General features: G+C 65.1%; 18 protein-coding genes and 1 tRNA gene. 8 read left to right on the forward strand and 11 right to left on the reverse strand.

What is annotated here, in order from left to right:
* A partial coding sequence (locus AC1D02_RS20490) for an IS3 family transposase (RefSeq protein WP_477318928.1) occupies positions 1 to 195 on the forward strand: 195 nt, incomplete at its 5' end.
* 76 nt (positions 196 to 271) lie between these two features.
* On the opposite strand, the gene AC1D02_RS20495 is transcribed toward AC1D02_RS20490, so the two are convergent.
* Positions 272 to 2,236, reverse strand: a complete 1,965-nt coding sequence (locus AC1D02_RS20495) for an APC family permease (RefSeq protein WP_477320313.1) — start codon at positions 2,234 to 2,236, stop codon at positions 272 to 274.
* 177 nt (positions 2,237 to 2,413) lie between these two features.
* Here AC1D02_RS20495 and AC1D02_RS20500 point away from each other — a divergent pair.
* Both AC1D02_RS20500 and AC1D02_RS20505 read left to right on the forward strand, forming a co-directional pair.
* A tRNA-Leu gene (locus tag AC1D02_RS20500) sits at positions 2,414 to 2,498 on the forward strand.
* A gap of 685 nt (positions 2,499 to 3,183) precedes the next feature.
* Positions 3,184 to 3,951: a LysM peptidoglycan-binding domain-containing protein gene (locus AC1D02_RS20505; RefSeq protein WP_477320314.1), complete on the forward strand. Its 768-nt coding sequence runs from the start codon at positions 3,184 to 3,186 to the stop codon at positions 3,949 to 3,951.
* An 821-nt stretch (positions 3,952 to 4,772) separates the two neighbouring features.
* On the opposite strand, the gene AC1D02_RS20510 is transcribed toward AC1D02_RS20505, so the two are convergent.
* The 10 genes from AC1D02_RS20510 to AC1D02_RS20555 all read right to left on the reverse strand — a co-directional run bounded on the left by AC1D02_RS20510 (position 4,773) and on the right by AC1D02_RS20555 (position 17,240).
* The gene (locus AC1D02_RS20510; protein WP_477320315.1) at positions 4,773 to 5,240 is read right to left on the reverse strand and encodes a hypothetical protein; all 468 of its coding nucleotides are present in this window, start codon (positions 5,238 to 5,240) and stop codon (positions 4,773 to 4,775) included.
* A gap of 274 nt (positions 5,241 to 5,514) precedes the next feature.
* A complete protein-coding gene (locus tag AC1D02_RS20515; RefSeq protein WP_477320316.1) occupies positions 5,515 to 6,657 on the reverse strand; it encodes an OmpA family protein in 1,143 nt (380 codons plus the stop codon).
* Positions 6,658 to 6,681: 24 nt separating this feature from the next.
* Positions 6,682 to 8,463, reverse strand: a complete 1,782-nt coding sequence (locus AC1D02_RS20520) for an Ig-like domain-containing protein (protein WP_477320317.1) — start codon at positions 8,461 to 8,463, stop codon at positions 6,682 to 6,684.
* 255 nt (positions 8,464 to 8,718) lie between these two features.
* The gene (gene lhpI, locus AC1D02_RS20525) at positions 8,719 to 9,636 is read right to left on the reverse strand and encodes a bifunctional Delta(1)-pyrroline-2-carboxylate/Delta(1)-piperideine-2-carboxylate reductase (protein WP_477320318.1); all 918 of its coding nucleotides are present in this window, start codon (positions 9,634 to 9,636) and stop codon (positions 8,719 to 8,721) included.
* A complete protein-coding gene (locus AC1D02_RS20530) occupies positions 9,633 to 10,388 on the reverse strand; it encodes a substrate-binding periplasmic protein (RefSeq protein ID WP_477320319.1) in 756 nt (251 codons plus the stop codon). The genes lhpI and AC1D02_RS20530 overlap by 4 nt, the downstream gene beginning before the upstream one ends.
* A gap of 84 nt (positions 10,389 to 10,472) precedes the next feature.
* Positions 10,473 to 11,585 carry a glycosyltransferase family 4 protein gene (locus AC1D02_RS20535; RefSeq protein WP_477320320.1) on the reverse strand — a complete coding sequence of 371 codons (1,113 nt, stop codon included), beginning with the start codon at positions 11,583 to 11,585 and terminating at the stop codon, positions 10,473 to 10,475.
* A gap of 26 nt (positions 11,586 to 11,611) precedes the next feature.
* On the reverse strand, positions 11,612 to 12,745 hold the full coding sequence (locus tag AC1D02_RS20540) for a glycosyltransferase family 4 protein (RefSeq protein WP_477320321.1): 1,134 nt from the start codon (positions 12,743 to 12,745) through the stop codon (positions 11,612 to 11,614).
* Complete coding sequence (locus AC1D02_RS20545) at positions 12,742 to 13,677, reverse strand: NAD-dependent epimerase/dehydratase family protein (protein ID WP_477320322.1); 936 nt, start codon at positions 13,675 to 13,677, stop codon at positions 12,742 to 12,744. The genes AC1D02_RS20540 and AC1D02_RS20545 overlap by 4 nt, the downstream gene beginning before the upstream one ends.
* 1 nt (position 13,678) lies before the next feature.
* Complete coding sequence (gmd, locus tag AC1D02_RS20550) at positions 13,679 to 14,722, reverse strand: GDP-mannose 4,6-dehydratase (RefSeq protein WP_477320323.1); 1,044 nt, start codon at positions 14,720 to 14,722, stop codon at positions 13,679 to 13,681.
* A 205-nt stretch (positions 14,723 to 14,927) separates the two neighbouring features.
* The gene (locus AC1D02_RS20555) at positions 14,928 to 17,240 is read right to left on the reverse strand and encodes an NADP-dependent malic enzyme (RefSeq protein WP_477320324.1); all 2,313 of its coding nucleotides are present in this window, start codon (positions 17,238 to 17,240) and stop codon (positions 14,928 to 14,930) included.
* A gap of 208 nt (positions 17,241 to 17,448) precedes the next feature.
* On the opposite strand from AC1D02_RS20555, the gene AC1D02_RS20560 reads away from it, so the two are divergent.
* The 5 genes from AC1D02_RS20560 to AC1D02_RS20580 all read left to right on the forward strand — a co-directional run bounded on the left by AC1D02_RS20560 (position 17,449) and on the right by AC1D02_RS20580 (position 20,906).
* Entirely contained in the window at positions 17,449 to 17,931 is a 483-nt protein-coding gene (locus AC1D02_RS20560) for a rubrerythrin family protein (protein WP_477320325.1), read from the forward strand.
* A 48-nt stretch (positions 17,932 to 17,979) separates the two neighbouring features.
* Complete coding sequence (locus AC1D02_RS20565) at positions 17,980 to 18,144, forward strand: rubredoxin (protein ID WP_305506552.1); 165 nt, start codon at positions 17,980 to 17,982, stop codon at positions 18,142 to 18,144.
* On the forward strand, positions 18,145 to 19,314 hold the full coding sequence (locus AC1D02_RS20570) for an NAD(P)/FAD-dependent oxidoreductase (RefSeq protein ID WP_477320326.1): 1,170 nt from the start codon (positions 18,145 to 18,147) through the stop codon (positions 19,312 to 19,314).
* Positions 19,315 to 19,375: 61 nt separating this feature from the next.
* The gene (thiL, locus tag AC1D02_RS20575) at positions 19,376 to 20,338 is read left to right on the forward strand and encodes a thiamine-phosphate kinase (protein WP_477320327.1); all 963 of its coding nucleotides are present in this window, start codon (positions 19,376 to 19,378) and stop codon (positions 20,336 to 20,338) included.
* Between the two features lie 85 nt (positions 20,339 to 20,423).
* Positions 20,424 to 20,906 carry a CinA family protein gene (locus AC1D02_RS20580; protein WP_477320328.1) on the forward strand — a complete coding sequence of 161 codons (483 nt, stop codon included), beginning with the start codon at positions 20,424 to 20,426 and terminating at the stop codon, positions 20,904 to 20,906.
* Positions 20,907 to 20,910 lie beyond the last annotated feature (4 nt).

The raw sequence follows: 20,910 nt of genomic DNA on the forward strand, positions 1-20,910 counted from the left end.
CATGACAATGCAGTGATGGAGAACTTCTTTGGCATCCTCAAAAGCGAGATGTTTCATCGAACGAAATTCAGCAGCGTCGACCAGTTACAGCTCGCGATCACAAGCTACATCGAATACTATAATTGCAAGCGCATTAAATCGAGGCTGAAGGGCCTGAGTCCTGTGAAGTACAGGATTCGGTACGCGATCAGCTAGTTATCCTCGCTGTCCAACATTTGGGTGGCACTTCAGTCCGGCGGACCTGACCCCGAATTTGTCGGCGCCGCGTGAGTTACACCTTCATCGGCAGAATCACCATCTGCAAGCCCTCGAGGTGCAGTCGCCGCTGCACCGCCAGCGCCGCCTGGTTGTGCAGCACGCGCGTGAACCAGTTGTCCTGCGCGAAAATCAGTTTGCTGGTGAAGAAAATCGAGTTCGGAAAGCTGCGGTTGATCTCTTCGCACATCTTGGTCACTTCATCGACCGCGTCGGTGCCGAAGCCGATGTACGAGGCCGACGCCATCCCGTGGCTGTGGCAGAAGTCGACGAAGAACTCCAGCGTGTCGGCCGCCTCGTCGCGCATCTTTTCGAGCGCTCCTTCGCCGCCATAGGCATGCGAATCGACCGTGCGCGCATTCACGAAGATGAAGTTCTTGAAGTGGCCGGGGAACATGCGCAGCACCCACAGCAAGGCGTGCAAGCCGCCGCCGCGCGACGAGCCGACGATGAACACCGCGGTCTGCGCTTCCGGCTCCGGCTCGACCGCCTCGGTGCCCGGACCGAACGGCTGGTTGGCGAACACTTCGTCGACCGAGTGGATCGCCTGCTTGGTTTCGCGGTAGTGGTTGCGAATGTAGACGCACAGGCCGGCCATCGCCGCGATGATCGCCACCGTCGCCCAACCGCCTTCCGCGAAGCGCTCGATCAGCAGGATCACCAGGATGCCGGCGCAAATCACGAAGCCGAGCAGCGACAGCAGGAAGCGGCGGATCCAGCGCAGGCCGTGCTCCTTGCGGCTCTGCCACCAATACAGGCACAGTCCGAACAGCGAGATGGCGAAGGTCAGGAACACCGAGATCGAATACAGCACCACCAGCAGCTGCACTTTACCGCCGGTCCAGAACAGGATCGCCAGCGCCGCGATGCCCAGCACCAGGATGCCGTTCTCGGTCACCAGGCGGGTCGACAGGTAGCGGAATTTGTGCGGCAGCCATGAGTCGGCCGCCATGTTCGACAGCACCGACGGGCCGCCGAGGAAGCCGGTGTTCGCCGCGACGAACAGCAGGCCCGCCTCGAACGCCAGCACGATCACCAGAAGGACCTGGTTCGCGGTCTGCCCGCCCAGGCCGGCGTTGGCGATGATGGCCTTGAAGGTCGACGCGTTTAGCGTTTCGCCTTCGACCGGATGCGCGTCCCACAACAGGTACAGCAGGATGATGCCGGCCGCGGTGAACGCCAGCGACAGCGCCATGTACATCATCGTGATCTTGCCGGTGCGGACGCGCGGCTCGGCCAGCAGGTTGACGTTGTTCGACACCGCTTCCAGGCCGGTGTAGGTGCCGCCGCCCTGCGAGTACGCCAGCAGCAGCATGCCGGCCACGCCGGTCCAGCCCATGCTTTTCGCAAGCTCGCCGGTTTCCGCCATCGTCGCGGGAATCAGGCCTGGCAGGTGCGAGGAATGCACCACGATGCCGTACACGATCAGCACCAGGTGGGTGGCGACGAAGCCGAGGAAGATCGGCAGCAGGATCTGGATTGCCTCCTTCAGGCCGCGCAGGTTCATCACGATCAGCAGGCCGATGAAGAAGGCCTCGGCCCACAACTTCCACGGCTGGAAGCCGAGCGGCAGGAATGATGCCAGCGCGTCGACGCCGGACGCGATCGAGATCGCGATCGTCAGCACGTAATCGAGCACCAGCGCGCAGCCGGAGGCGAGGCCCATGTACGGTCCGACCAGCTTGGTGGCGACACGGTAGCCGCCGCCGCCGGTCGGGAACAGTTCGATGACCTGGTTGTAGGCCAGCGCGATGATGAACACCGTGACGGCCGTGGCGATCGCCATGTACAGACCGAGGTGGGTGTGGGAGCCGAGTGCGCGGAAGGTCTCTTCGGGGCCGTAGGCGGACGAGGACAGGCCGTCGGCGCCAAGGCCGACCCAGGCCAGGAACGCGACCAGCACCATCGAGTGGCGGGTCTCGCTCTTCATCGGGTCGAGCGGCTTACCGAGGATAATTTCGCGAATCTTCTTGTTCTTCATCGTGCTTGCCGCCGTGCTGGGCGGCGGGAGTGCTCAGGGAGTGCAGATGATACGCCTGAACGATGATTCCCGGCACTAGGATCGCGGGCCCCAAACGGGCCGGGGCACACAAAAAACTCGTTTTCTGCCCATCTGTCGTCTATAATGCGGGTCTTGCGTTTGACGTGCTGTAATGCTGCCCGGATGGTGGAACTGGTAGACACAGCAGACTCAAAATCTGCCGCTTCGCGGCGTGCCGGTTCGATTCCGGCTCTGGGCACCAGCAACTCGCGCGCAAGTCATAGCAAAAAGGCCATTCTCCCCGGGAGTGAATGGCTTTTTTTACGTCTGTCGCCGCCGCGCACGACACGTGGCCTGTTCCTTCGGACCTGCCCCCCTTTTCGGTTCCGCCGCGACATTGCGTCCATCAGAGTGCTGAGCACGTCCACCGTTCCAAACCGGGCTCTACTGAAATCACAAGCCCTTTCGAGGAATCGAATACCGAGCTTGTGTCTGAATGGCAGACCTGACCCTCTTGTTCTCTTGTTGCTCTTGTTGCGCTTGCTCCATCGCCACCACTAATCAGAAGATCCGGCAACGCCCTCAACACGAAGCCGGGTTCAACAGGCAGCAAAGATCACATGCAAACGCAAGCGCAAATTGAATCAACGGCCAACCGAAGACCAGATGTCGTCCGTGCATCGCCTCACTGGACGGCGCTCTTGACGAGCACCGTGATACGCGGGGGTGCGCCCTCACGGGCTTCCTCGCCTTCGCTCGGATCGAATCGCCCCCGCCGACAGATCCCACTTCTTCGGCTCGCCTCCAACCGGACCGGCAACCGATCCGACATTGCGTATGGGCAAATTGCGATGGCACGCGACGTCTAACATAAACCATCGCGCATTTAAGCGCGGCGTCAATTAAAGACCCACAATTAACGGCTCGATGAGCCCGAGAGGAGGACAATGACAGCTCACCAAGGATCTCCCGGGACGACCAGGGCAAAGACCAGATATGAACGATGGCAGGATACGATCGACGGCGCCCGCAAGGATTCGAGATGGAACGAATACGACTGCGACATTCAACTCATCGTCACCCAGTACAATCGACACCTTCTCGGCACTGCCGGCTTCATCCCGCTTGATTGGCGTCTCATCAAAGCCATGGTCTGGACCGAGTCCGGTGGACCTGACAACAGGGCATGGCGCAGTAACCCTATCCAGATCGGAAATCCGGGCGACCCCGGCTTACGCGCACTGCTGTCGGACAAGGAAGTCGGGACACTCATCATTCCAGAGGAATACAAGGACAAGCTGAACATCGCAACAGTCGCCAGCACGCCTCGCATGAATATCTGTGCCGGAGTTGGCTATTTACTGATGCGGCTCGCAAGCTACGCGATCGCAACCGTGCAGGATGAACGCGGCAAAAAAACGTATGAGGTCGCCGTCAAAGCGGGAGACAGCGTTGACCGCATTGCGCGGGCGAATTCAACTACCATTGATACTATCAAGAGCCTTAACGCGGGCATCCACACGCTTCACGCAGGGCAGACACTCAAGTATCGGAAAGCTGCAGTCCAAAAAATTATTGTGAGGTGGAGTATGGCAACTCCTTCAACCATCGCGAGTCGGTACAACATCGGCGATCCCGACTATGCAAGAAAGCTCGAATACTGTCTCGCGGTGATGCGATCAGCCGCACTTTCCGAGCGCAAATGCGCCGCGTGAGAGCCGCGGCGGCGGCCATCACCATCGTCCTCAGTGTGGGCGCCCAGGCTAGCCCGCCCTTTACCGGTCGCTTCCTTGGCACCGGGCGCGCCTGCTACGGCACGCTCGCCGTGCAAACCAAGACAGTGTCCTGGCTCACCTCCTTCAGCCAATGCCGGGCGCTCCCAGTGGACCTGATCGAGCAGGAAGACGCAGGCGGATCGATGCGCCGAACCTACCGGTTCACACGCGGATCGTCGTCGTGCCGCTTCGAAGTTGTGTCCCTCTCTCACGATAATTCCAAGGGCCCGGATATCGGATGGCAGGTCGTGGGCTATCCCACGGAGGTGAGCTTCCTTCAAGATAAGGAGAGTGGCTTTTCGACGCGCTCGCCTGACATGATGGCCTGTTACCTAACTCGCGACCCAGGAAAAAACCTCCGGGGGCATCGCTAGGTCACGCCGACAGGCGGCGCCCCCTTCGCACCCAGCAACTCGTGCGCAAGTCATGGCAAAAAGGCCATTCTCCCCGGGAGTTAGTGACCTTTTTTACGCTTGTCACCGCCCCGCAGGCACGGGGTCCTGTTCCTCCGGACCTGCCCCCATTTTCGGTTCCGCCGCGACATTGCGTCCATCAGAGTGCTGAGCACGTCCATCGTTCCACAACGGGCTCTGCTGAAATCACAGAGCCCACTCCAGGAATCGAATATCGAGCTTGTGTCTGAATGGCAGACCTCACCCTTTTGTTCGGGAATGTGGGGACTTCAGCAGGACGCAGCTTCTGATGCACTCTGCTTATGGCCCGAGAGCAGACGACTGCAGGGCGTCCGCACACTGGCCGGATCAGGCTGCACCAGCGTCACGCGCAAAGCCGAGTTCGAGCAAGCCACCCACGGGCACTGCCTTCCACTTTTCGGTCAGGTCAGCAATCACATCCCGCACTTCTGAGATTGCTGCTTCATCGACATCGAGCATAGGACACGATCTCGCATCGCATGTGACACGGTACATTTCGATCAGTTCCAGTGCAGGTGAATGACCGCCAGACCACGCGTCCCCCTGGAAGACTTCGACGAGGCGCTCTACCGCATCACTCTGCGCCTCACTCTGCATTTGAAACGCAGCCGCTTCGCCGTCCTTCACTCTAGTGAGAAATCCACGAGCGTTCAGCGTATGCTCGACGGCGTAATGCACCATGTCATGCGGAATGATTCCCTGCTTCGGACAATCGATCCACTCCGACGGCTGCCCCCCACGCACAACCTCCATTAGATCCGTTTTCCCTGCCCCTTTGGTGAAGACGAGCTTCATTGCGCATTACCCTTTGTTATCAATTAACCGATTGTATTCGACACAGCAGCTCCCGAACCAGAGCGGTCTCCAAGCCGGATGACAGCAGCAAGCAGGGATTTGGTCATTTTTATCTTTCGCAAATGGCGGAATCAATGGCCTCATTCTAAATATCAGGGAGGCCGCAAAATACACGCATTGTTTCAAGCGCCCGTTTTACGACATTTTTCCGTCGTTTGGACGAAAAAAAACCGCCCGGCTTGCACCGGACGGCTTTTGGCGATTGCTCGCGTTCTTACTTGACGGTGCGGGTGCCGACCACTTCGACGGTCACGCGGCGATTCTGCGCGCGGCCGGCGGCGGTCTTGTTGTCGGCCACTGGCTGGGCTTCGCCCTTGCCTTCAACGAACACGCGCGAAGCGTCGACGCCTTTCGACACCAGGTAGGCCTTGACCGCATCGGCGCGGCGCAGCGACAGCTTCTGGTTGTACGCGTCGCTGCCGATCGAGTCGGTATGGCCGACCGTGATCATCGCTTCCGTGTTCATGCCTTCCAGCTTGCGCAGCAGGTCATCGAGTCCCGCCTTGCCTTCCGGCTTGACGATCGCCTTGTCGAAGTCGAACAGCGATTCGGCGGCGAACGAGACCTTCTCCGACACTGGCGTCGGTGCCGGTGGCGGCGGCGGTGGAGTCGGCGCGGCTTGCGGCGCCGGCATCGCTTCAACCACCGGCGGCGCCACGTACACTGCCTTGCTCGCGACCGGGCGGCCCGGCTTGTAGACCAGGCTGACCGACGCCAGGTCGACGTCGCCGCGATTGCCGACCGCATCGTTCACGCGATAGCGTTCGACTTCGGCGCGCACTGCCAACGCTTCGCTGAACTTGTACTCCAGGCCCAGGCCGGCCTTGGCATTGAGCTTGCGCTCGCGCGGTTCCGGATTGGTCGCCGCGAACAGGCGGTTGCCCGTGAAGTGGGCTTTCGCCGCGGCGTAATTCATGCCGCCGCGGGCGAACACCGAAATGCGCTGCGACAGCGGCAGTTCGCCGATCAGATCCAGCGAGCCGCCGCGGAAGCCGACGTCGCCGTTCAATACGCCGCCGCCCGAGGTGGTCGACTTGAAACCGAACTTGCCCAGGTCGAAGTAGGCGAATTCCACCGCGAAGTACTTGTTCAGGTGCTTGCCGGCGAACAGTTTGCCGCCGGTCGAACGCTCGTCGGTGCTGAAGCTGCCCAGCGTGGCGCCGTTGGCGGTCAGGCTGGAGATCAGGCGCTGGTCGTCGACGTTCGCGCGCGACTGGCCGATGCCCAGGCCGATATAGGTCGAGTGGTTGGCCCAGTCCGGGTTGATGAAGGTGTCTTCGCCCGCCCACGCGGCCTGGCTGGCCAGCACCGCGAATGCGATGGCGCTCAGCGCGCCGATTTTCTTAGCTGTTTTCATGATGTCGTATCGCTTTCGGTGGGATTACTTGGTGATCGGGTTGTTGCGCAGGGTGACTGCGGCGCCGCTCAGCGCGCGGCCGTTCAGCAGCGTGGCGTTGTCGCCAGCGGTGATCGCGGACGCACGGGCCAGGATCGATCCCTTGAAGGTGCTGTTGGCGCCCAGCGTGGTGGCGCCGACCGGCACCCAGTTCACGTTGTCCGCGGTCGCACCGTTGATCAGCGCGATGGCCGAATTGGCGGTGGTGTTGAGCGTCAGCGGCGTACGGAAGATGTACACGCCATTACCGTTCAGGGTCAGGGTGCCGGTGATGCTGATGGTGCCGGCGTAGCAGTACACGCCCGGCGCCAGGGATGCGCCGCCCAGGTCGATGTTGCCCGCGAATGAGACATCGCAAGCACGGGCATTGGCGTTGGTGATCGCAACATCCAGGTCAGCCAGTGCGCCGTCCAGGATCGCGCCGGACTTGTAGTTGAAATAGCCGGCAGCCTGCGCTGGATCGGTGGTCTGCGACGGCGAGCCGACGTCGCCGGTGACGAAGGTCAGGCCGCCCGAATTGTTGGTGATCGACGTACCGGCCAACACGCCGAAGCTGGCCGCGCGGCCCAGTGGCACCGGGTTCAGAACGACAGGCGGGACGACAGCGGCGGTCACGGTCAGCACAGCGTTGCCCGACTTGGCGCCCTGCGTGGCGGTGATGGTGGCGCTGCCTGGAGCGACGCCGGTGGCGACGCCGGTGTTCAGGACGGTCCCGACCAGGATGTTGGACGAGGTCCAGGCCACGCTGTTGGTGATGATGGCGGTCGAGCTATCCGAGTAAGTGCCGATGGCGACGAACTGCTGTTGGCCGGCGATTGCCACGGTGGCGGTGGCTGGCGTGACGGCGATGCTCGACAGGGTCGCGGCGCTGACGGTGGCCGTGGTCGGGGCGGACTGCGTGCCGAACGTAGCGGTAATCACCGAGGCGCCGGCGGCGACGCCGGTCAGCAGGCCGGAGCCGTTCACGGTCACGTTGGCCGGAGTGGCCGATGCAAACGTCGACAAGGCAGTCACGTCAGCGGTGGTGGCGTTCGAGTAGGTGGCGGTGACGGCCAGCTGGCGGGTGGCGCCAATCAGCAGTGTCGGCGCTTGCGGAGCAACCGTGATCGACAACAGCGTGACCGGATTGACCGTCAGCGTGGTGGTCGCAGTCTGCACACCCGATTTCGCGGTGATCAGCGAGGTGCCGGCGCTCACGCCCAGCGCTACGCCGGTTGCCGCGTTGATCGTGCCGACGCCGGCGGTGGCCGACGTGAAGGTGGACGCCGCAGTAACGTCGCGCGTGGTGTTGTCGCTGAAGGTGCCAGTGACGGTGAAGCGCTGCGAGGCGCCGATGTTGACCGACGGGTTTGCCGGCAGCAGCACGATCGAACGCAGCGTGGCTGGCGTCACGGTCAGTGTGGCCGAGCCGCTCTTGCCGGCGAAGGCAGCGCTGATGGCTGCGTTGCCGACGCTGACGCCGGTGGCCAGGCCGGTGGCGGCACCGACGGTGGCGACGGCCGGCGTGGCCGAAGTCCAGGCCGAGGCGGTGCTGACATCACGCGACGAGCCGTCCGAATAGGACGCCGTTGCGACGAACTGCTGGGTGGCGCCGATGGCGACCGACGCGGTGGCTGGCGTCACGGCGACGCTGACGAGGGTGGCGGCAGGCAGGCCGAGGATAGGGTCGCGGCCCTGGTCACCGCCGCCGCAACCGGCGACCAACGATGTGACGATGAGCCCGACCGTGCAAAGCAGGGTTCGGGAATAGCGCTTGAGAGCGTTCATGGAGGGTGTTTCCTTTTGTGGATGCTATTTTTCCTGGCCAGGGCCGGATGGGATCATCCTGCGGACCGAAAAACGGTGGCCGATGCGTACGCAACCGGACCAGCGAGGCCAGTATGGGTGGTGCAGAGCAGCACACAGCGTGCGGTAGCGCGCTTAACTTGAAATGAGGCAATATAATTCAACGCAAAACAACGTTTGCGGACATTGCATGGTGAATAACACAAGGAATGCGCCGAACAAGGCGCCTGGGCGCGCCTAAAGTAGACGGTCTGCCACCAACATCGCCGCCGCGAGGTCTTCGAGCGCGGTGCCGACCGATTTGAAGACGGTGCGATCAAGGTCGTCGCAGCGGCCGCCGGCCTGGCCGCGGCACAGCGATTCGAGCGTGCCGGCGACGTCGCCTGGCGCGAACACGCCGCGCGCCATCGGCCCGAGCAGCTCGCCCGACTTCTGCAGCGCTTCCGGCGTATCGACGAACAGGCGCGCGCCGGCGAAGCAGGCGTCGTCGGCTTCGCGCATCTGCGGCGTGAAGCTGCCGATCAGGTCGAGGTGGCTGCCCGCGCGCAGCCATTCGCCGCGCATCACCGGCTCGGTCGCCAGCGTGGCGCAGCTGACGATGTCGGCGCGCCGGGCCGCCGCTTCCAGGTTCTCGCTGGCGCGCGCGGCGATGCCCTCCGCTGCCAGTTCGGCCGCCATGCGCCGCGCCGCGTCGGGATTGCGGCTCCAGACGATCACCTCGCGGATCGGCCGCACCGCCCGATACGCCTCGGGCAGCAGGCGCGCCACGCGGCCGCTGCCGACCACCAGCAAGGTGGATGCATCGGCCGGCGCCACGAAGCGCGCCGCCAGCGCCGACGCGGCGGCCGTGCGGCGCGACGTGATCTCGTCGCCGTCGATCTGGGCCAGCGGCTCGCCGGTGGCGGCGTCGTACAGGATGTAGGTAGAGAACAGCCCGGGCAGTCCGCGCACAGCGTTCCCCGGGAAGATGTTGACCGTCTTGATGCCCATGTAGCGGCCCTGCCAAGCCGGCATGATCAGCACCTTGCCGTCGCCGACCGCATGCACGTGACGCGGCGGCACCTCGCAGCCGGCCGCGAACAGCGCCTCGATCGCGGCAATCAGCGCGTCGAACGGCAAGGCCGCGCGCGTGGCCGCCGCGTCGACGATCCTCATCGCTTCGGCTGCATGTCTTCGACCCACTTCTCGTACTTGCGGTCGATGCGCTTCATGGTCCCGTCGCGCACCATCGTTTCGACCGCGGCGTTCATGCGCTCGATCAGCTCCGTCGGCACCGCCGGATTGCAGGCCAGGTAGACGCCGACCCGGTTGAACGACAGCACCGGCACGATCTTGTCGCCCCAGTCGTAGCGCTTGACGATGGTGGTGCCGCGCTTGATGCTGGCCGCCCAGACGTCGATCCGGTCCATCAGCAGCTTGCGCGGATTGATCATGTCGTTGGGCGCCGGGTCGACCTGGAATCCGCGCGCCCTCAGGTAGTCGTCGCGCGCGTCGCCGTTGTAGGTGCCGATGCGCATGCCGCGCGCATCCTCGAGCGTATGCAGGTTGTATTGGCGGTCGGCGCGGCCCAGCAGGATCCATTCCGCCTCGTCGGTCGGGCCGACCCATTTGAACAGGTCTTCGCGCTCGGCCGTGCGGGTGGTGGAGAACAGGCAGGCGTCGGGGCGCTGCCGCGCGAAGGTATAGCCGCGCTTCCACGGAAGGAGTTCGAGCGTGTAACTGGTGCCGGTGCGCGCCATGATTTCGGCTACCTTCTCGGTGCCGCTGCCGATCACGCGCCGGCCTTCCATCATGCTGATCGGCGGCGATGCCTCGGTGATCAGGCGCAGCCGCGCGGCCTCCGAACCATGCGCCGCGCTTCCCGCCACTGCCAACAGTGCCGCACATGCGGCTTGTCTGAAAAACATTCAACGACCCTTAGCACGCAGCCGGGCACGATCGCCCGGCGCTCAGGAGCCAGCATACCAGCATCGCGCGCACGCAACCAACACTCAGCGCGCGGCCAGCTCCCGGTACAGCGCGTGGTAATTGCGCGCCATGCGCTCGGCCGTGAACAGCTCCTGGTAGCGCGCTTCGGCGCGCCGCCCCATCTCCCGCGCCAGCGCGGGATCGTCCCACAGGATGCGCATCGCGTCGCCGAACGCCTGCGGGTCGCTCGGCGGCACCACCAGCCCGGTCTCGCCATGAATGTTGATGTAGGACGTGCCGGTGCCGATCTCGCTGGAGATCATCGGCTTGCCGTACATCGCCCCTTCCAGCAGCGAGATCCCGAACGCTTCCGAGCGCAGGTGCGACGGGAAGGCGACCGCGTAGCACAGCGCCAGCAGCGCCACCTTGTCGGCGTCGTCCAGAGCGCCGACGAACATCACCTGCTTCAGGCCGAGCCGCGCGGCGTGGGCCTTGAGCTCCTGCTCGATCGGCCCGGCGCCGACAATCACCACCGGATAGTCGCGGTTGGCCGCCGCATCGAGCAGGATGTGCAGGCCCTTGTAGTATCGCAGCACGCCGACGAACAGGAAGAACTTGTCGCCGGCCAGCGCGCGCCATTTGTCCAGGCGCGCCTGGTCGGGCTGCGGGTAGATGCTCTTGTCGAGGCCATAGGTGATGGTGCGCGTCTTGTCGCGATAGCGGTCCAGCACCGCGGACGAGGCCAGGTAGTTCGGCGACGTGGCGACGATGGCGTCGACACTGCGCAGGAATTTGCGCCTGAGCGGGGCGTACAGCCGCAGCAGCATTTTCTGGCGCACGATGTCGGAGTGATAAGTCACCAGGGTCGGCTTGTCGATGCCGGCGGCGAAGTGCGCCAGGTCCATGAAGGGCCACGGGAAGTGGTAATGCACGACGTCGCATTCCGCGGCGCGGCGCCTGAGTTCTCCTACGGCGGCGAACGAAATGCCGTTCGACGCGATGTTCAGGTCGCGGTGCAGCCGGCGCACCGTGTGGCCTTCGAATTCGAACGGGCGCAGGTCGTCGCCGGCGGTCAGGGTCAGCACTTCGTTGGTGACGCCCAGGCGCGCGGTGCCCACGCACATCTGGCGGATCACCTGCTCGACGCCGCCCATCGAATCCGGAAAGTAGTCTTTGTAAAAATGAAGGACGCGCATAGGGTCAGTGTAATCGCATCGCGCGCTCAGCGCGACAGCACCTGCCGGTATACGGCGGCGGTTTGGCGCGCGGTTTCGCGCCAGGTCAGGGAGGCGGCGCGCGCGCGGCCGGCGGCCATGCAGCGCGCGCGCAGGGCGTCGTCGCGCACCAGCGCCAGCATGGCGTCGCCGATCGCGCCGGCGTCCAGCGGATCGACTTCGAGCGCCGCTCCTTGCGTCACTTCCGGCAGCGAGCTGGAATTCGATGCGATCACCGGCACGCCCGCCGCCATCGCCTCGGCCACCGGGATGCCGAAGCCTTCGTACAGCGAGGGGAACACGAACACGGCGGCGCCGGCGTACACCCGGCGCAGGGCGGCGCCGTCGGTCAGGGCGCTCAGCCAGACCACGTTCTCGCCGTTTTGCGCCGCCGCCCGCAGCCGGCTCACCAGCGTTTCGCAGCGCCAGCCGGGCTGGCCGACGACTACCAGCTGGCGCTCGGCGCGCAGCGCGGCCGGCAGCTGCAGCCAGGCGTCGAGCACGCGCTCGACGTTCTTGCGCGGCTGCAGGGTGCCGACGAACAGGTAGTAGCCGGCGCGCAGGCCGTGCTCGCGCAATGTGGCGGCGACGGCGCCGGCGTCGGGCTCGCGCATCCAGCCGACGTCGACGCCGCAAGGCACCACCGACACGCGCCGCGGGTCGATGCCGAAGCAGGCCACCAGTTCGTCGATGGCGAAATGCGACAGCGCGATCACATGGTCGGCCTTGCGCGCTGCTTTGCCCTGCAGCCAGTTCTTGATGCCGCGCAGGCGCGGGCTGCACCACTCGGGATGGCTGATCGGCAGGGCGTCGTGCAGGGTCGCCACCTGCGGGCAGTCCATCCGCACGATACGGTAGTCGGTGGTGTGGAAGATATCGGCCGGCATGTGCACCCGGTGAACCCGCGGCGTGAGCAGGTCGCGCAGCATGGCCGCCTCGAACGACTGCGGCATCGCCTGGCCGACTTCGATGCCGGCGCCGGCGGCGCGCGGCGCGGGATATGAGTACGGCGTAACGTCGCAGCCGGCCGCGGGCAGGTAGCGCAGCAGCGCATCGGTGTAGATGCCGATGCCGTCCAGCCGGCCGCCGTTGCGCGCCGGTTCGAGCATGGTGGCGCCGAGGCCGACGCGCGGTCCGCTCACGACTGGTACATCCAGCGCAGCGTCTCGGCCAGCGGGATCGGTTCGAGCGCGCCGATCGCGCCGGCCAGCCTGTCGTTGCTGCCTTCCAGCCGGACCACGTCATGGGCGCGCACGAAGGCCGGATTGACGTTGACTTCGATGCGGTAGCCGGCCATGTCGCCGAGCCTGTCGATCACGTAGGCGAGAGTGTGCGAGCGCCCGGAGCAGATGTTGAATACCTCGCCGGCCGGGCTGGCCGCCAACAGCCGGCGATAGGCGGCGGCGACCACGCGCACGTCGGAGAAATCGCGCGCGATGTTCAGGTTACCCAGCTCGATGCGCGGCGCGCGGCGGCGGAAATGGGCGACGATCTTCGGCAGCAGGAAATGCTCGGCCTGGCCGCGGCCGGTGTAGTTGAAGGGCCGCGCGATGACGATCGGCAGGCGGTCCATCCACAGGCGCGCCATGTATTCCATCGCCAGCTTGGAGACCGCGTAATCGTTGGCCGGCGCCGGCGCGACGTCCTCGCCGATGCGCCCCACGCGGGCGTTGCCATAGACGTTGGCCGACGACGCCAGCAGCACCGCCGACGGCGGGTGGCGCGCGCCGGCCAGCGCCTCGAGCAGGTCGCGGGTGCCGACGACGTTGACCTGGTACATGGCGTCGGGGTCGGCGTGAGCGACGAAGGAGATGGCGGCCAGGTGCGCCACCACGTCGGGCTGCACCTGTTCGGCCATCGCCGCCACCGCGGCGCGGTCGCGCAGGTCGACTTCGAACAGGTCGGGACCGGCCTCATGGCCCGGCATCACGGTGCCGAACACCCGGTAGCCGGCGTAGGCCAATTCCCGCGCCAGGTAACTTCCGGTGAAGCCATGCAGGCCGGTGATCAGCGCGCGCTTGCCCTCGCCTTCCCGGCCGGGCCTTGCATGGGATTCGGCCGCCAGGGGGCTCATGTCAGAACGAGAAGCCGGCAGTGTTGCGGCGCATGTCGGCCTCGACCATCATGGCGCACAGCTGCTCGAGCGAGGTGTCGGGCGCCCAGCCCAGCACCTTGCGCGCCTTGGAGGCGTCGCCGACCAGCAGTTCGACTTCGGCCGGGCGATACAACTTGGGGCTCACGCGCACCAGCTGCTTGCCGCTGCGGCTGCAATGGCCGGATTCGTTCTCGCCGCTGCCGCTCCATTCGATGCTCACGCCGGCCGCCTTGAACGCCATCGTGACGAAGTCGCGCACGGTTTCGGTGCGGTTGGTGGCCAGCACGAAGGTGTCGGGCTGGTCGGCCTGCAGGATGCGCCACATGCCGTCGACGTATTCCTTGGCGTAGCCCCAGTCGCGTCGGGCGTCGAGGTTGCCGAGCTCGAGCACGGGGAGCTTGCCGAGCTGGATCTTGGCGACCGAATCGGTGATCTTGCGGGTGACGAACTCGCGTCCGCGCAGCGGCGACTCGTGGTTGAACAGGATGCCCGAGGAGCCGAAGATGCCGTAGGACTCGCGGTAGTTGACAGTCATCCAGTGCGCGTACAGCTTGGCCGCGCCGTACGGGCTGCGCGGATAGAACGGCGTATCTTCCACCTGGGGAACCGCCTGCACCTTGCCGAACATCTCGGAGGTCGAGGCCTGGTAGAACCTGGCGCCGCACTTGGCGATGCGGATCGCCTCAAGCAGGTTGGCCGCGCCCAGGCCGGTGATGTTGGCGGTCGCGACCGGCTGCTCGAAGGACACGCCGACGAAACTTTGCGCGGCCAGGTTGTAGATCTCGTCGGGATCGCTGGTGTCGACCAGCCGGATGCCGGACGACAGGTCGGTCAGGTCGTATTCGACCAGTCTCAGATTGGGATGTTGCTGAATGCCGAGCTCGTCGATGCGCCAAAAATTCACCGAACTCGAACGCCGGAACGTACCGGTCACTTCATAGCCCTTTTCCAGCAGCAGCGCCGCAAGATAGGCGCCATCCTGGCCGGTGATTCCCGTGATCAGCGCTTTTCTTGGTAGCGGCATAGTCATTCACGTTAGCGAAAGTGACAGGGCGTCCGTGTTGCAACGGAGCGGCGTAAGCCATCATTTGGAATGTCGAATTGACAATGACTATGTCCGTATTATCCTCGCGGCGCGGGCGCGCACGGGCGGGACTTTACGTATCGTTGGGAGGTATCAATGAAACTCCGGCCGGGTGGAACTATTCCCGGCCGGAGTGATCCGCAGCTTAGCGCTGGGAGATGGCGTCGACCACGCACAGCGCGGTCATGTTGACGATCCGGCGCACCGTGGCCGACGGCGTCAGGATATGCACAGGTTTGGCGCAGCCGAGCAGCACCGGCCCGATCGCGACGCCGCTGCCGGCGGCGGTCTTGAGCAGGTTGTAGGCGATGTTGGCCGAGTCGATGTCCGGCATGACGAGCAGGTTGGCGTCGCCCTTGAGCGGCGAATTCGGCATCGTCGCGTTGCGGATCTTCGAGTCGAGCGCGGCGTCGCCGTGCATCTCGCCGTCCACTTCCAGGTTCGGCGCCATCTGCTGCACCAGCGCCAGCGCGGCGCGCATCTTCTTGGCCGACTCGGTGTTGGCCGAGCCGTAGTTCGAATGCGACAGCAGCGCCGCGCGCGGCAGGATGCCGAAGCGGGTCAGCTCGTCGGCCGCCATCACGGTGATCTCGGCCAGTTCCTCGGCCGTCGGATTGTCGTTGACGTGGGTGTCGACCATCGCCAGCTGGCGCTCCGGCAGGATCAGGATGTTCATCGCCGCGTAGACGTTGGCGCCGGCGCGCTTGCCCAGCACCTGGTCGATGTAGTGCAGGTGCAGCCAAGTGGTGCCGAAGGTGCCGCAGATCATGCCGTCGGCGTCGCCCTTGTGGATCATCATCGCGCCGATCAGGCTGTGGCGCCGGCGCATTTCCAGCTTGGCCCATTCCTGGGTCACGCCCTTGCGCTCGCCCATCTGGTAGTAGGTCTGCCAGTAGTCGCGATAGCGCTCGTCGTGGTCCGGGTTGATCACGTCGAAATGCTCGCCCAGCTTCAGGCGCAGGCCGAACTTCTCGATGCGCTTTTCCAGCACCGCCGGACGGCCCACCAGGATCGGGCGCGCCAGCCGCTCGTCGACCACCACCTGCACGGCGCGCAGCACGCGCTCTTCTTCGCCTTCGGCGTAGACGATGCGCTTGACCTCGGACTGCGCTTCCTTGGCCATCTGGAACAGCGGCTTCATGAAGGTGCCGCTGCGGTAGACGAACTGCTGCAGGCTCAGGGCATAGGCGTGCAGGTCGGCGATCGGACGGGTCGCCACGCCCGATTCGGCGGCGGCCCTGGCCACGGCCGGCGCGATGTGCGTCAGCAGGCGCGGGTCGAACGGCATCGGGATCAGGTACTCCGGACCGAAGGCCAGGTTGTTGATGCCGTAGGTGGTGGCGACGATGTCGGACTGCTCGGCATGGGCCAGGTCGGCGATCGCGTGCACCACCGCGATTTCCATCTCGCGCGTGATGGTGGTGGCGCCGCAATCGAGGGCGCCGCGGAAGATGTACGGGAAGCACAGGACGTTGTTGACCTGGTTCGGATAGTCCGAACGGCCGGTCGCCATGACCACGTCGTCGCGCACCAGCTTGACTTCTTCCGGCAGGATTTCAGGATGCGGGTTGGCCAGCGCCAGGATCAGCGGGTTCTTCGCCATTGCCGCGACCATCGCCGGTTTCAGCACGCCGCCGGCCGACAGGCCGAGGAAGATGTCGGCGCCGGGAATCACGTCGGCCAGGGTGCGGTGCGGCGTGTCCTGCGCGAAGCGCTCCTTGTCAGGGTCCATCAGCTCGGTGCGGCCCTTGTAGACCACGCCGGCCAGGTCGGTGACGGTGATGTTCTCGATCGGGAAGCCGAGGTCGACCATCAGCTCGAGGCAGGCCAGCGCGGCCGCGCCGGCGCCCGACACCACCATCTTGCAATCCTTGAGCTGCTTGCCGCACACCTTGACGCCGTTGATGATCGCGGCGCCGACGATGATGGCGGTGCCGTGCTGGTCGTCGTGGAACACCGGGATCTTCATCTTCTCGCGCAGCCTGCGCTCGATGGTGAAGCATTCCGGCGCCTTGATGTCTTCGAGGTTGATGCCGCCGAAGGTAGGCTCGAGCGACGCGATGATGTCGATCAGCTTGTCCGGGTCGTTTTCGTTGATTTCGATATCGAACACGTCGATGCCGGCGAATTTCTTGAACAGCACGGCCTTGCCTTCCATCACCGGCTTGGCGGCCAGCGGGCCGATGTTGCCCAAGCCCAGCACCGCGGTGCCGTTGGTGATGACGGCGACCAGGTTGCCGCGCGCTGTGTATTTATACGAGTTGGCCGGGTCGGCCACGATCTCTTCGCATGGCGCGGCCACGCCCGGCGTGTACGCCAGGGCCAGGTCGCGCTGGTTCGTCAGCTGCTTGATAGGAGCGATGCTGATTTTGCCGGGGCGGGGAATTTGGTGGTATTCGAGCGCCGCTGCGCGCAGTTGCTGGCGCAGTTCTTCTTTGTTGTCAGATGACGAATCCATGCTTGCAGCCTTCCTGTATTGCTATCGGGGAGTGTCGATTTTATCAGACTGATTCTTTCAATAAGCTACGTATTTCTACCAGTGCCATTTTTGTGATCAAAATGCCCATGCATTAGAAAAACTATCGCATTCATGCAAACGATCAATTTTACTAATGAAGACAGTGTAAGTAAGATTGTTCCCAAGCCGACCAACCTTGGAGCACATCATGAACACCGCACATAAATCCGTCACCATCGAGAACCTGGAAGCCGCGTTTGCCGGCGAGTCGATGGCGCACATCAAATACCGTTATTTCGCCAAACTGGCGCGCGCCGCCGGCGCGATCGAAGTGGCCGAGGCATTCGAGGCGACCGCGGACCAGGAAGTGGCGCACGCCTTCGGCCACCTCGACCTGCTGTACCCGAAGGACAAGATCACCCCGGCGCGCGCGCTGGAAATTGCGATCGAGGGCGAGACTTACGAGTACACCGAGATGTATCCGAAGTTCCGCCACCTCGCCATCGAGGAAGGCAACCTGGCCGCGGTGGCCGAGTACGACGAGCAGATCGAGGAGTCGAAGGTGCACGCCGAGCAGTTCCGGCGCACCCTGGAAATCGCCGCCAAGCGCTTCGGCGCGCTGGCCAATGTGGAAAAGCGCCACGCCGAGCATTACCAGGCGGCGCTCGACAAGCTGACGGCGACCGCCTGACAAACCCGCTACAATTAACTCATACCGTGACATAAAAGGAACAGACCAATGAAAACTTACCAGTGCATCGTGTGCGGGTTTATCTATGACGAGAGCGTGGGCCTGCCGGAAGAAGGCATTGCCGCCGGCACCCGCTGGGACGACATTCCGGCCGGCTGGTCGTGCCCGGATTGCGGCGTGGCCAAGGCCGATTTCGAAATGGTGGAAATCTAAGTGGCGGGGCCGCTTCCGGTGGTGATCGTCGGCGCCGGGATGGCGGCCTATGGCGTGGCGCGCGAGTTCCGCAAGATCGACAAGGCCACGCCACTGCTGCTGGTGTCCGGCGACAGCGGCGGATCGTACGCCAAGCCGATGCTGTCGAACGCCATCGCGCTGGGCAAGGGAGCGGCGCAGCTGGTGTCGCAAAGCGCCGAGCAGATGGCCGCGCAGCTCGATGCGCAGGTCATGACGCGCACCGAGGTGACCGGCATCGACAGCGCGGCGCGCACCATCGAGACGGCGCAGGGCCAGCGCATCGCCTACCGCGACCTGGTGCTGGCGCTCGGCGCGCGGCCGATCCGGCTGCCGATCGAGGGCGACGCCGCGGCGGAGATCCTGTCGGTCAATCACATCGACGACTATGTGGAGATGCGCGAACGGCTGGCGGCCATCGGCCCGGCTGCGCGCGTGGCGATTCTTGGCGCGGGACTGATCGGCTGCGAGTTCGCCGACGACCTGATCGCCGGCGGCCACCAGGTCACGCTGATCGATCCGAACCCGCGGCCGCTGGCGGCGCTGGCGGCGCCCGCGCTGTCGGACGCGCTGGCGCAGGCATGGTCGGCGCTGCCGATCACGCTCAAACTGGGCACCACGGCGAACAGCGTTCGGCATGGCGATGGCGGCTTTGTCGTCAGCCTGGCGGATGGCAGCGAGGTGGAAGCGGACCTGGTGCTGTCGGCGGTGGGACTGCGGCCGTCGATCGCGCTTGCCCAGGCGGCCGGGCTGGAAACGCGGCGCGGTATCGTCATCGACGGCTACGGCCAGACCAGCGCCGAAGGCATTTACGCGCTGGGCGACTGCGCCGAATACGAGACGGCGCATGGCAGCGCGGTGATGCCGTACATCTCGCCGATGCTGACTGCCGCGCGCGCGATCGGCGCCACGCTGGCCGGCACGCGCACACCGATCGCGCTGAAGGCCGACGCGGTGATCGTCAAGACGCCGAGCCTGAAGCTGGCGCTGGCGCCGCCGCCGGCCGGCAGCCGCGGCGGATGGATCGACGCCGAGGACGGCGAGCGCACCATCTCGCGCTTCGTCGACGAAGAAGGGATCATGCGCGGGTTCGGGCTGTCCCTGCATACGCCGGCGCTGCGCCAGGCGCTGCTGGCGGAGTTGGATAAGTAACAGGGTGTCGTATCTGCGAAGGCAGGTACGACACCTTGATGGGGCGCATGTAGAATTGGGCATGCTCTCCGAATTCGACCTGATCAAGCAATACTTCACCCGCTCGCGCCCCGCCCGCGCCACCCTCGGCATCGGCGACGACTGCGCCCTCCTCACCCCGACGCCCGGCGCGCAGATCGCCATCTCGTCCGACATGCTGGTCGAGAACCGCCACTTCTTCGCCGGCGCCGATGCGCGCGCGCTGGGCCACAAGTGCCTGGCCGTGAACCTGTCCGACCTGGCCGCCATGGGCGCCCGACCGGTCGCCTTCACGCTGGCGCTGGCGCTGCCGAAAGCCGATACGGAGTGGCTGGAAGGCTTCTCGCGCGGCCTGTTCGAACTGGCCGACACATTCGACTGCGAGCTGATAGGCGGAGACACCACCAAGGGCCCGCTGACGGTCTGCATCACCATCTTCGGCGAAGTGACGCCCGGCCAGGCGCTGCGCCGCGACGCCGCGCTCGCCGGCGACGACATCTGGGTCTCCGGCACGCTGGGCGACGCACGCCTGGCGCTGGCCGGCCTGCGCGACGAATTCCCGCTCGACGCCGCGACCCTCGACCTGGCCGCGCCGCGCATGCACGCGCCGACGCCGCGCATCGCGCTCGGCCGCGAACTGGCCGGGCTGGCGCACGCCGCGCTCGACATTTCGGACGGCCTCGCGGGCGACCTCGGTCATATCCTGAAAGCGTCCCGCGTCGGCGCCACGCTCGACGTCGACGCCCTGCCCGCCGGCCCGGCGCTGGCCACCCAGGAGCCGGCGCTGCGGCGGCGCTTTTGCGCGTCCGGCGGCGACGACTACGAATTGTGCTTCACCGCGGCGCCCGAACAGCGCGCGGCGATCTTGGCGGCGGGGGCGCGCTGCGGCGTGCGGGTCGCGCGGGTCGGCGTCATCGAAGCGGCGCCGGGACTGCGGCTGGTCGATGCCGCCGGCGCGCCGTACACCCTGTCCGACGGCGCTTTCGACCACTTCACAACAGCGTAATTTTCGGCGCTCGCGGGCCGTCTGTGCGCGCCTCGCTCATGGTAAAGTAGAAACGGGCACCGATTTGAGTTGAAAGGAACTTCACGTGACGAACGACATTATCGATCTGGCCACAAAGGTTGGCCGCGCACTTCACGAGAAGAAACTGCTGCTATGTACCGCCGAGTCCTGCACCGGCGGCGGCGTGTCGCAGGCGATCACCGAAATCGCCGGTTCGAGCGACTGGTTCGACTGCGGTTTCGTCACCTACTCGAACACTTCGAAGGCCGAACTGCTGGACATCTCGCCGGCGCTGATCGCCCAAATGGGCACGGTCAGCGAGGAAGTGGCCGCGGCGATGGCCGAAGGCGCGCTGCGCAACAGTAACGCCCACGTCGCACTGGCGACCACCGGCATCGCCGGCCCCACCGGCGCGGTGCCCGGCAAGCCGGTCGGCACCGTGTGCTTCGCCTGGACGCGCGGCGATCATACCCATACCGAACGGCTGGTATTCCACGGCGACCGCCAGGCGGTGCGCGAGCAGACCGTGCTCCATTCGCTGCAAGGACTGCTGCGCTTCATCGAATAGCCCA

Source organism: Massilia sp. P1_C10, assembly GCF_056406475.1.

Bases quoted from the DNA above. Each gene is read 5' to 3' on its own strand.
- AC1D02_RS20495 (WP_477320313.1), bottom strand. From the start codon at position 2,236: ATGAAGAACAAGAAGATTCGCGAAATTATCCTCGGTAAGCCGCTCGAC.
- AC1D02_RS20505 (WP_477320314.1), top strand. From the start codon at position 3,184: ATGACAGCTCACCAAGGATCTCCCGGGACGACCAGGGCAAAGACCAGA.
- AC1D02_RS20510 (WP_477320315.1), bottom strand. From the start codon at position 5,240: ATGAAGCTCGTCTTCACCAAAGGGGCAGGGAAAACGGATCTAATGGAG.
- AC1D02_RS20515 (WP_477320316.1), bottom strand. From the start codon at position 6,657: ATGAAAACAGCTAAGAAAATCGGCGCGCTGAGCGCCATCGCATTCGCG.
- AC1D02_RS20520 (WP_477320317.1), bottom strand. From the start codon at position 8,463: ATGAACGCTCTCAAGCGCTATTCCCGAACCCTGCTTTGCACGGTCGGG.
- lhpI (WP_477320318.1), bottom strand. From the start codon at position 9,636: ATGAGGATCGTCGACGCGGCGGCCACGCGCGCGGCCTTGCCGTTCGAC.
- AC1D02_RS20530 (WP_477320319.1), bottom strand. From the start codon at position 10,388: ATGTTTTTCAGACAAGCCGCATGTGCGGCACTGTTGGCAGTGGCGGGA.
- AC1D02_RS20535 (WP_477320320.1), bottom strand. From the start codon at position 11,585: ATGCGCGTCCTTCATTTTTACAAAGACTACTTTCCGGATTCGATGGGC.
- AC1D02_RS20545 (WP_477320322.1), bottom strand. From the start codon at position 13,677: ATGAGCCCCCTGGCGGCCGAATCCCATGCAAGGCCCGGCCGGGAAGGC.
- gmd (WP_477320323.1), bottom strand. From the start codon at position 14,722: ATGCCGCTACCAAGAAAAGCGCTGATCACGGGAATCACCGGCCAGGAT.
- AC1D02_RS20555 (WP_477320324.1), bottom strand. From the start codon at position 17,240: ATGGATTCGTCATCTGACAACAAAGAAGAACTGCGCCAGCAACTGCGC.
- AC1D02_RS20560 (WP_477320325.1), top strand. From the start codon at position 17,449: ATGAACACCGCACATAAATCCGTCACCATCGAGAACCTGGAAGCCGCG.
- AC1D02_RS20565 (WP_305506552.1), top strand. From the start codon at position 17,980: ATGAAAACTTACCAGTGCATCGTGTGCGGGTTTATCTATGACGAGAGC.
- thiL (WP_477320327.1), top strand. From the start codon at position 19,376: ATGCTCTCCGAATTCGACCTGATCAAGCAATACTTCACCCGCTCGCGC.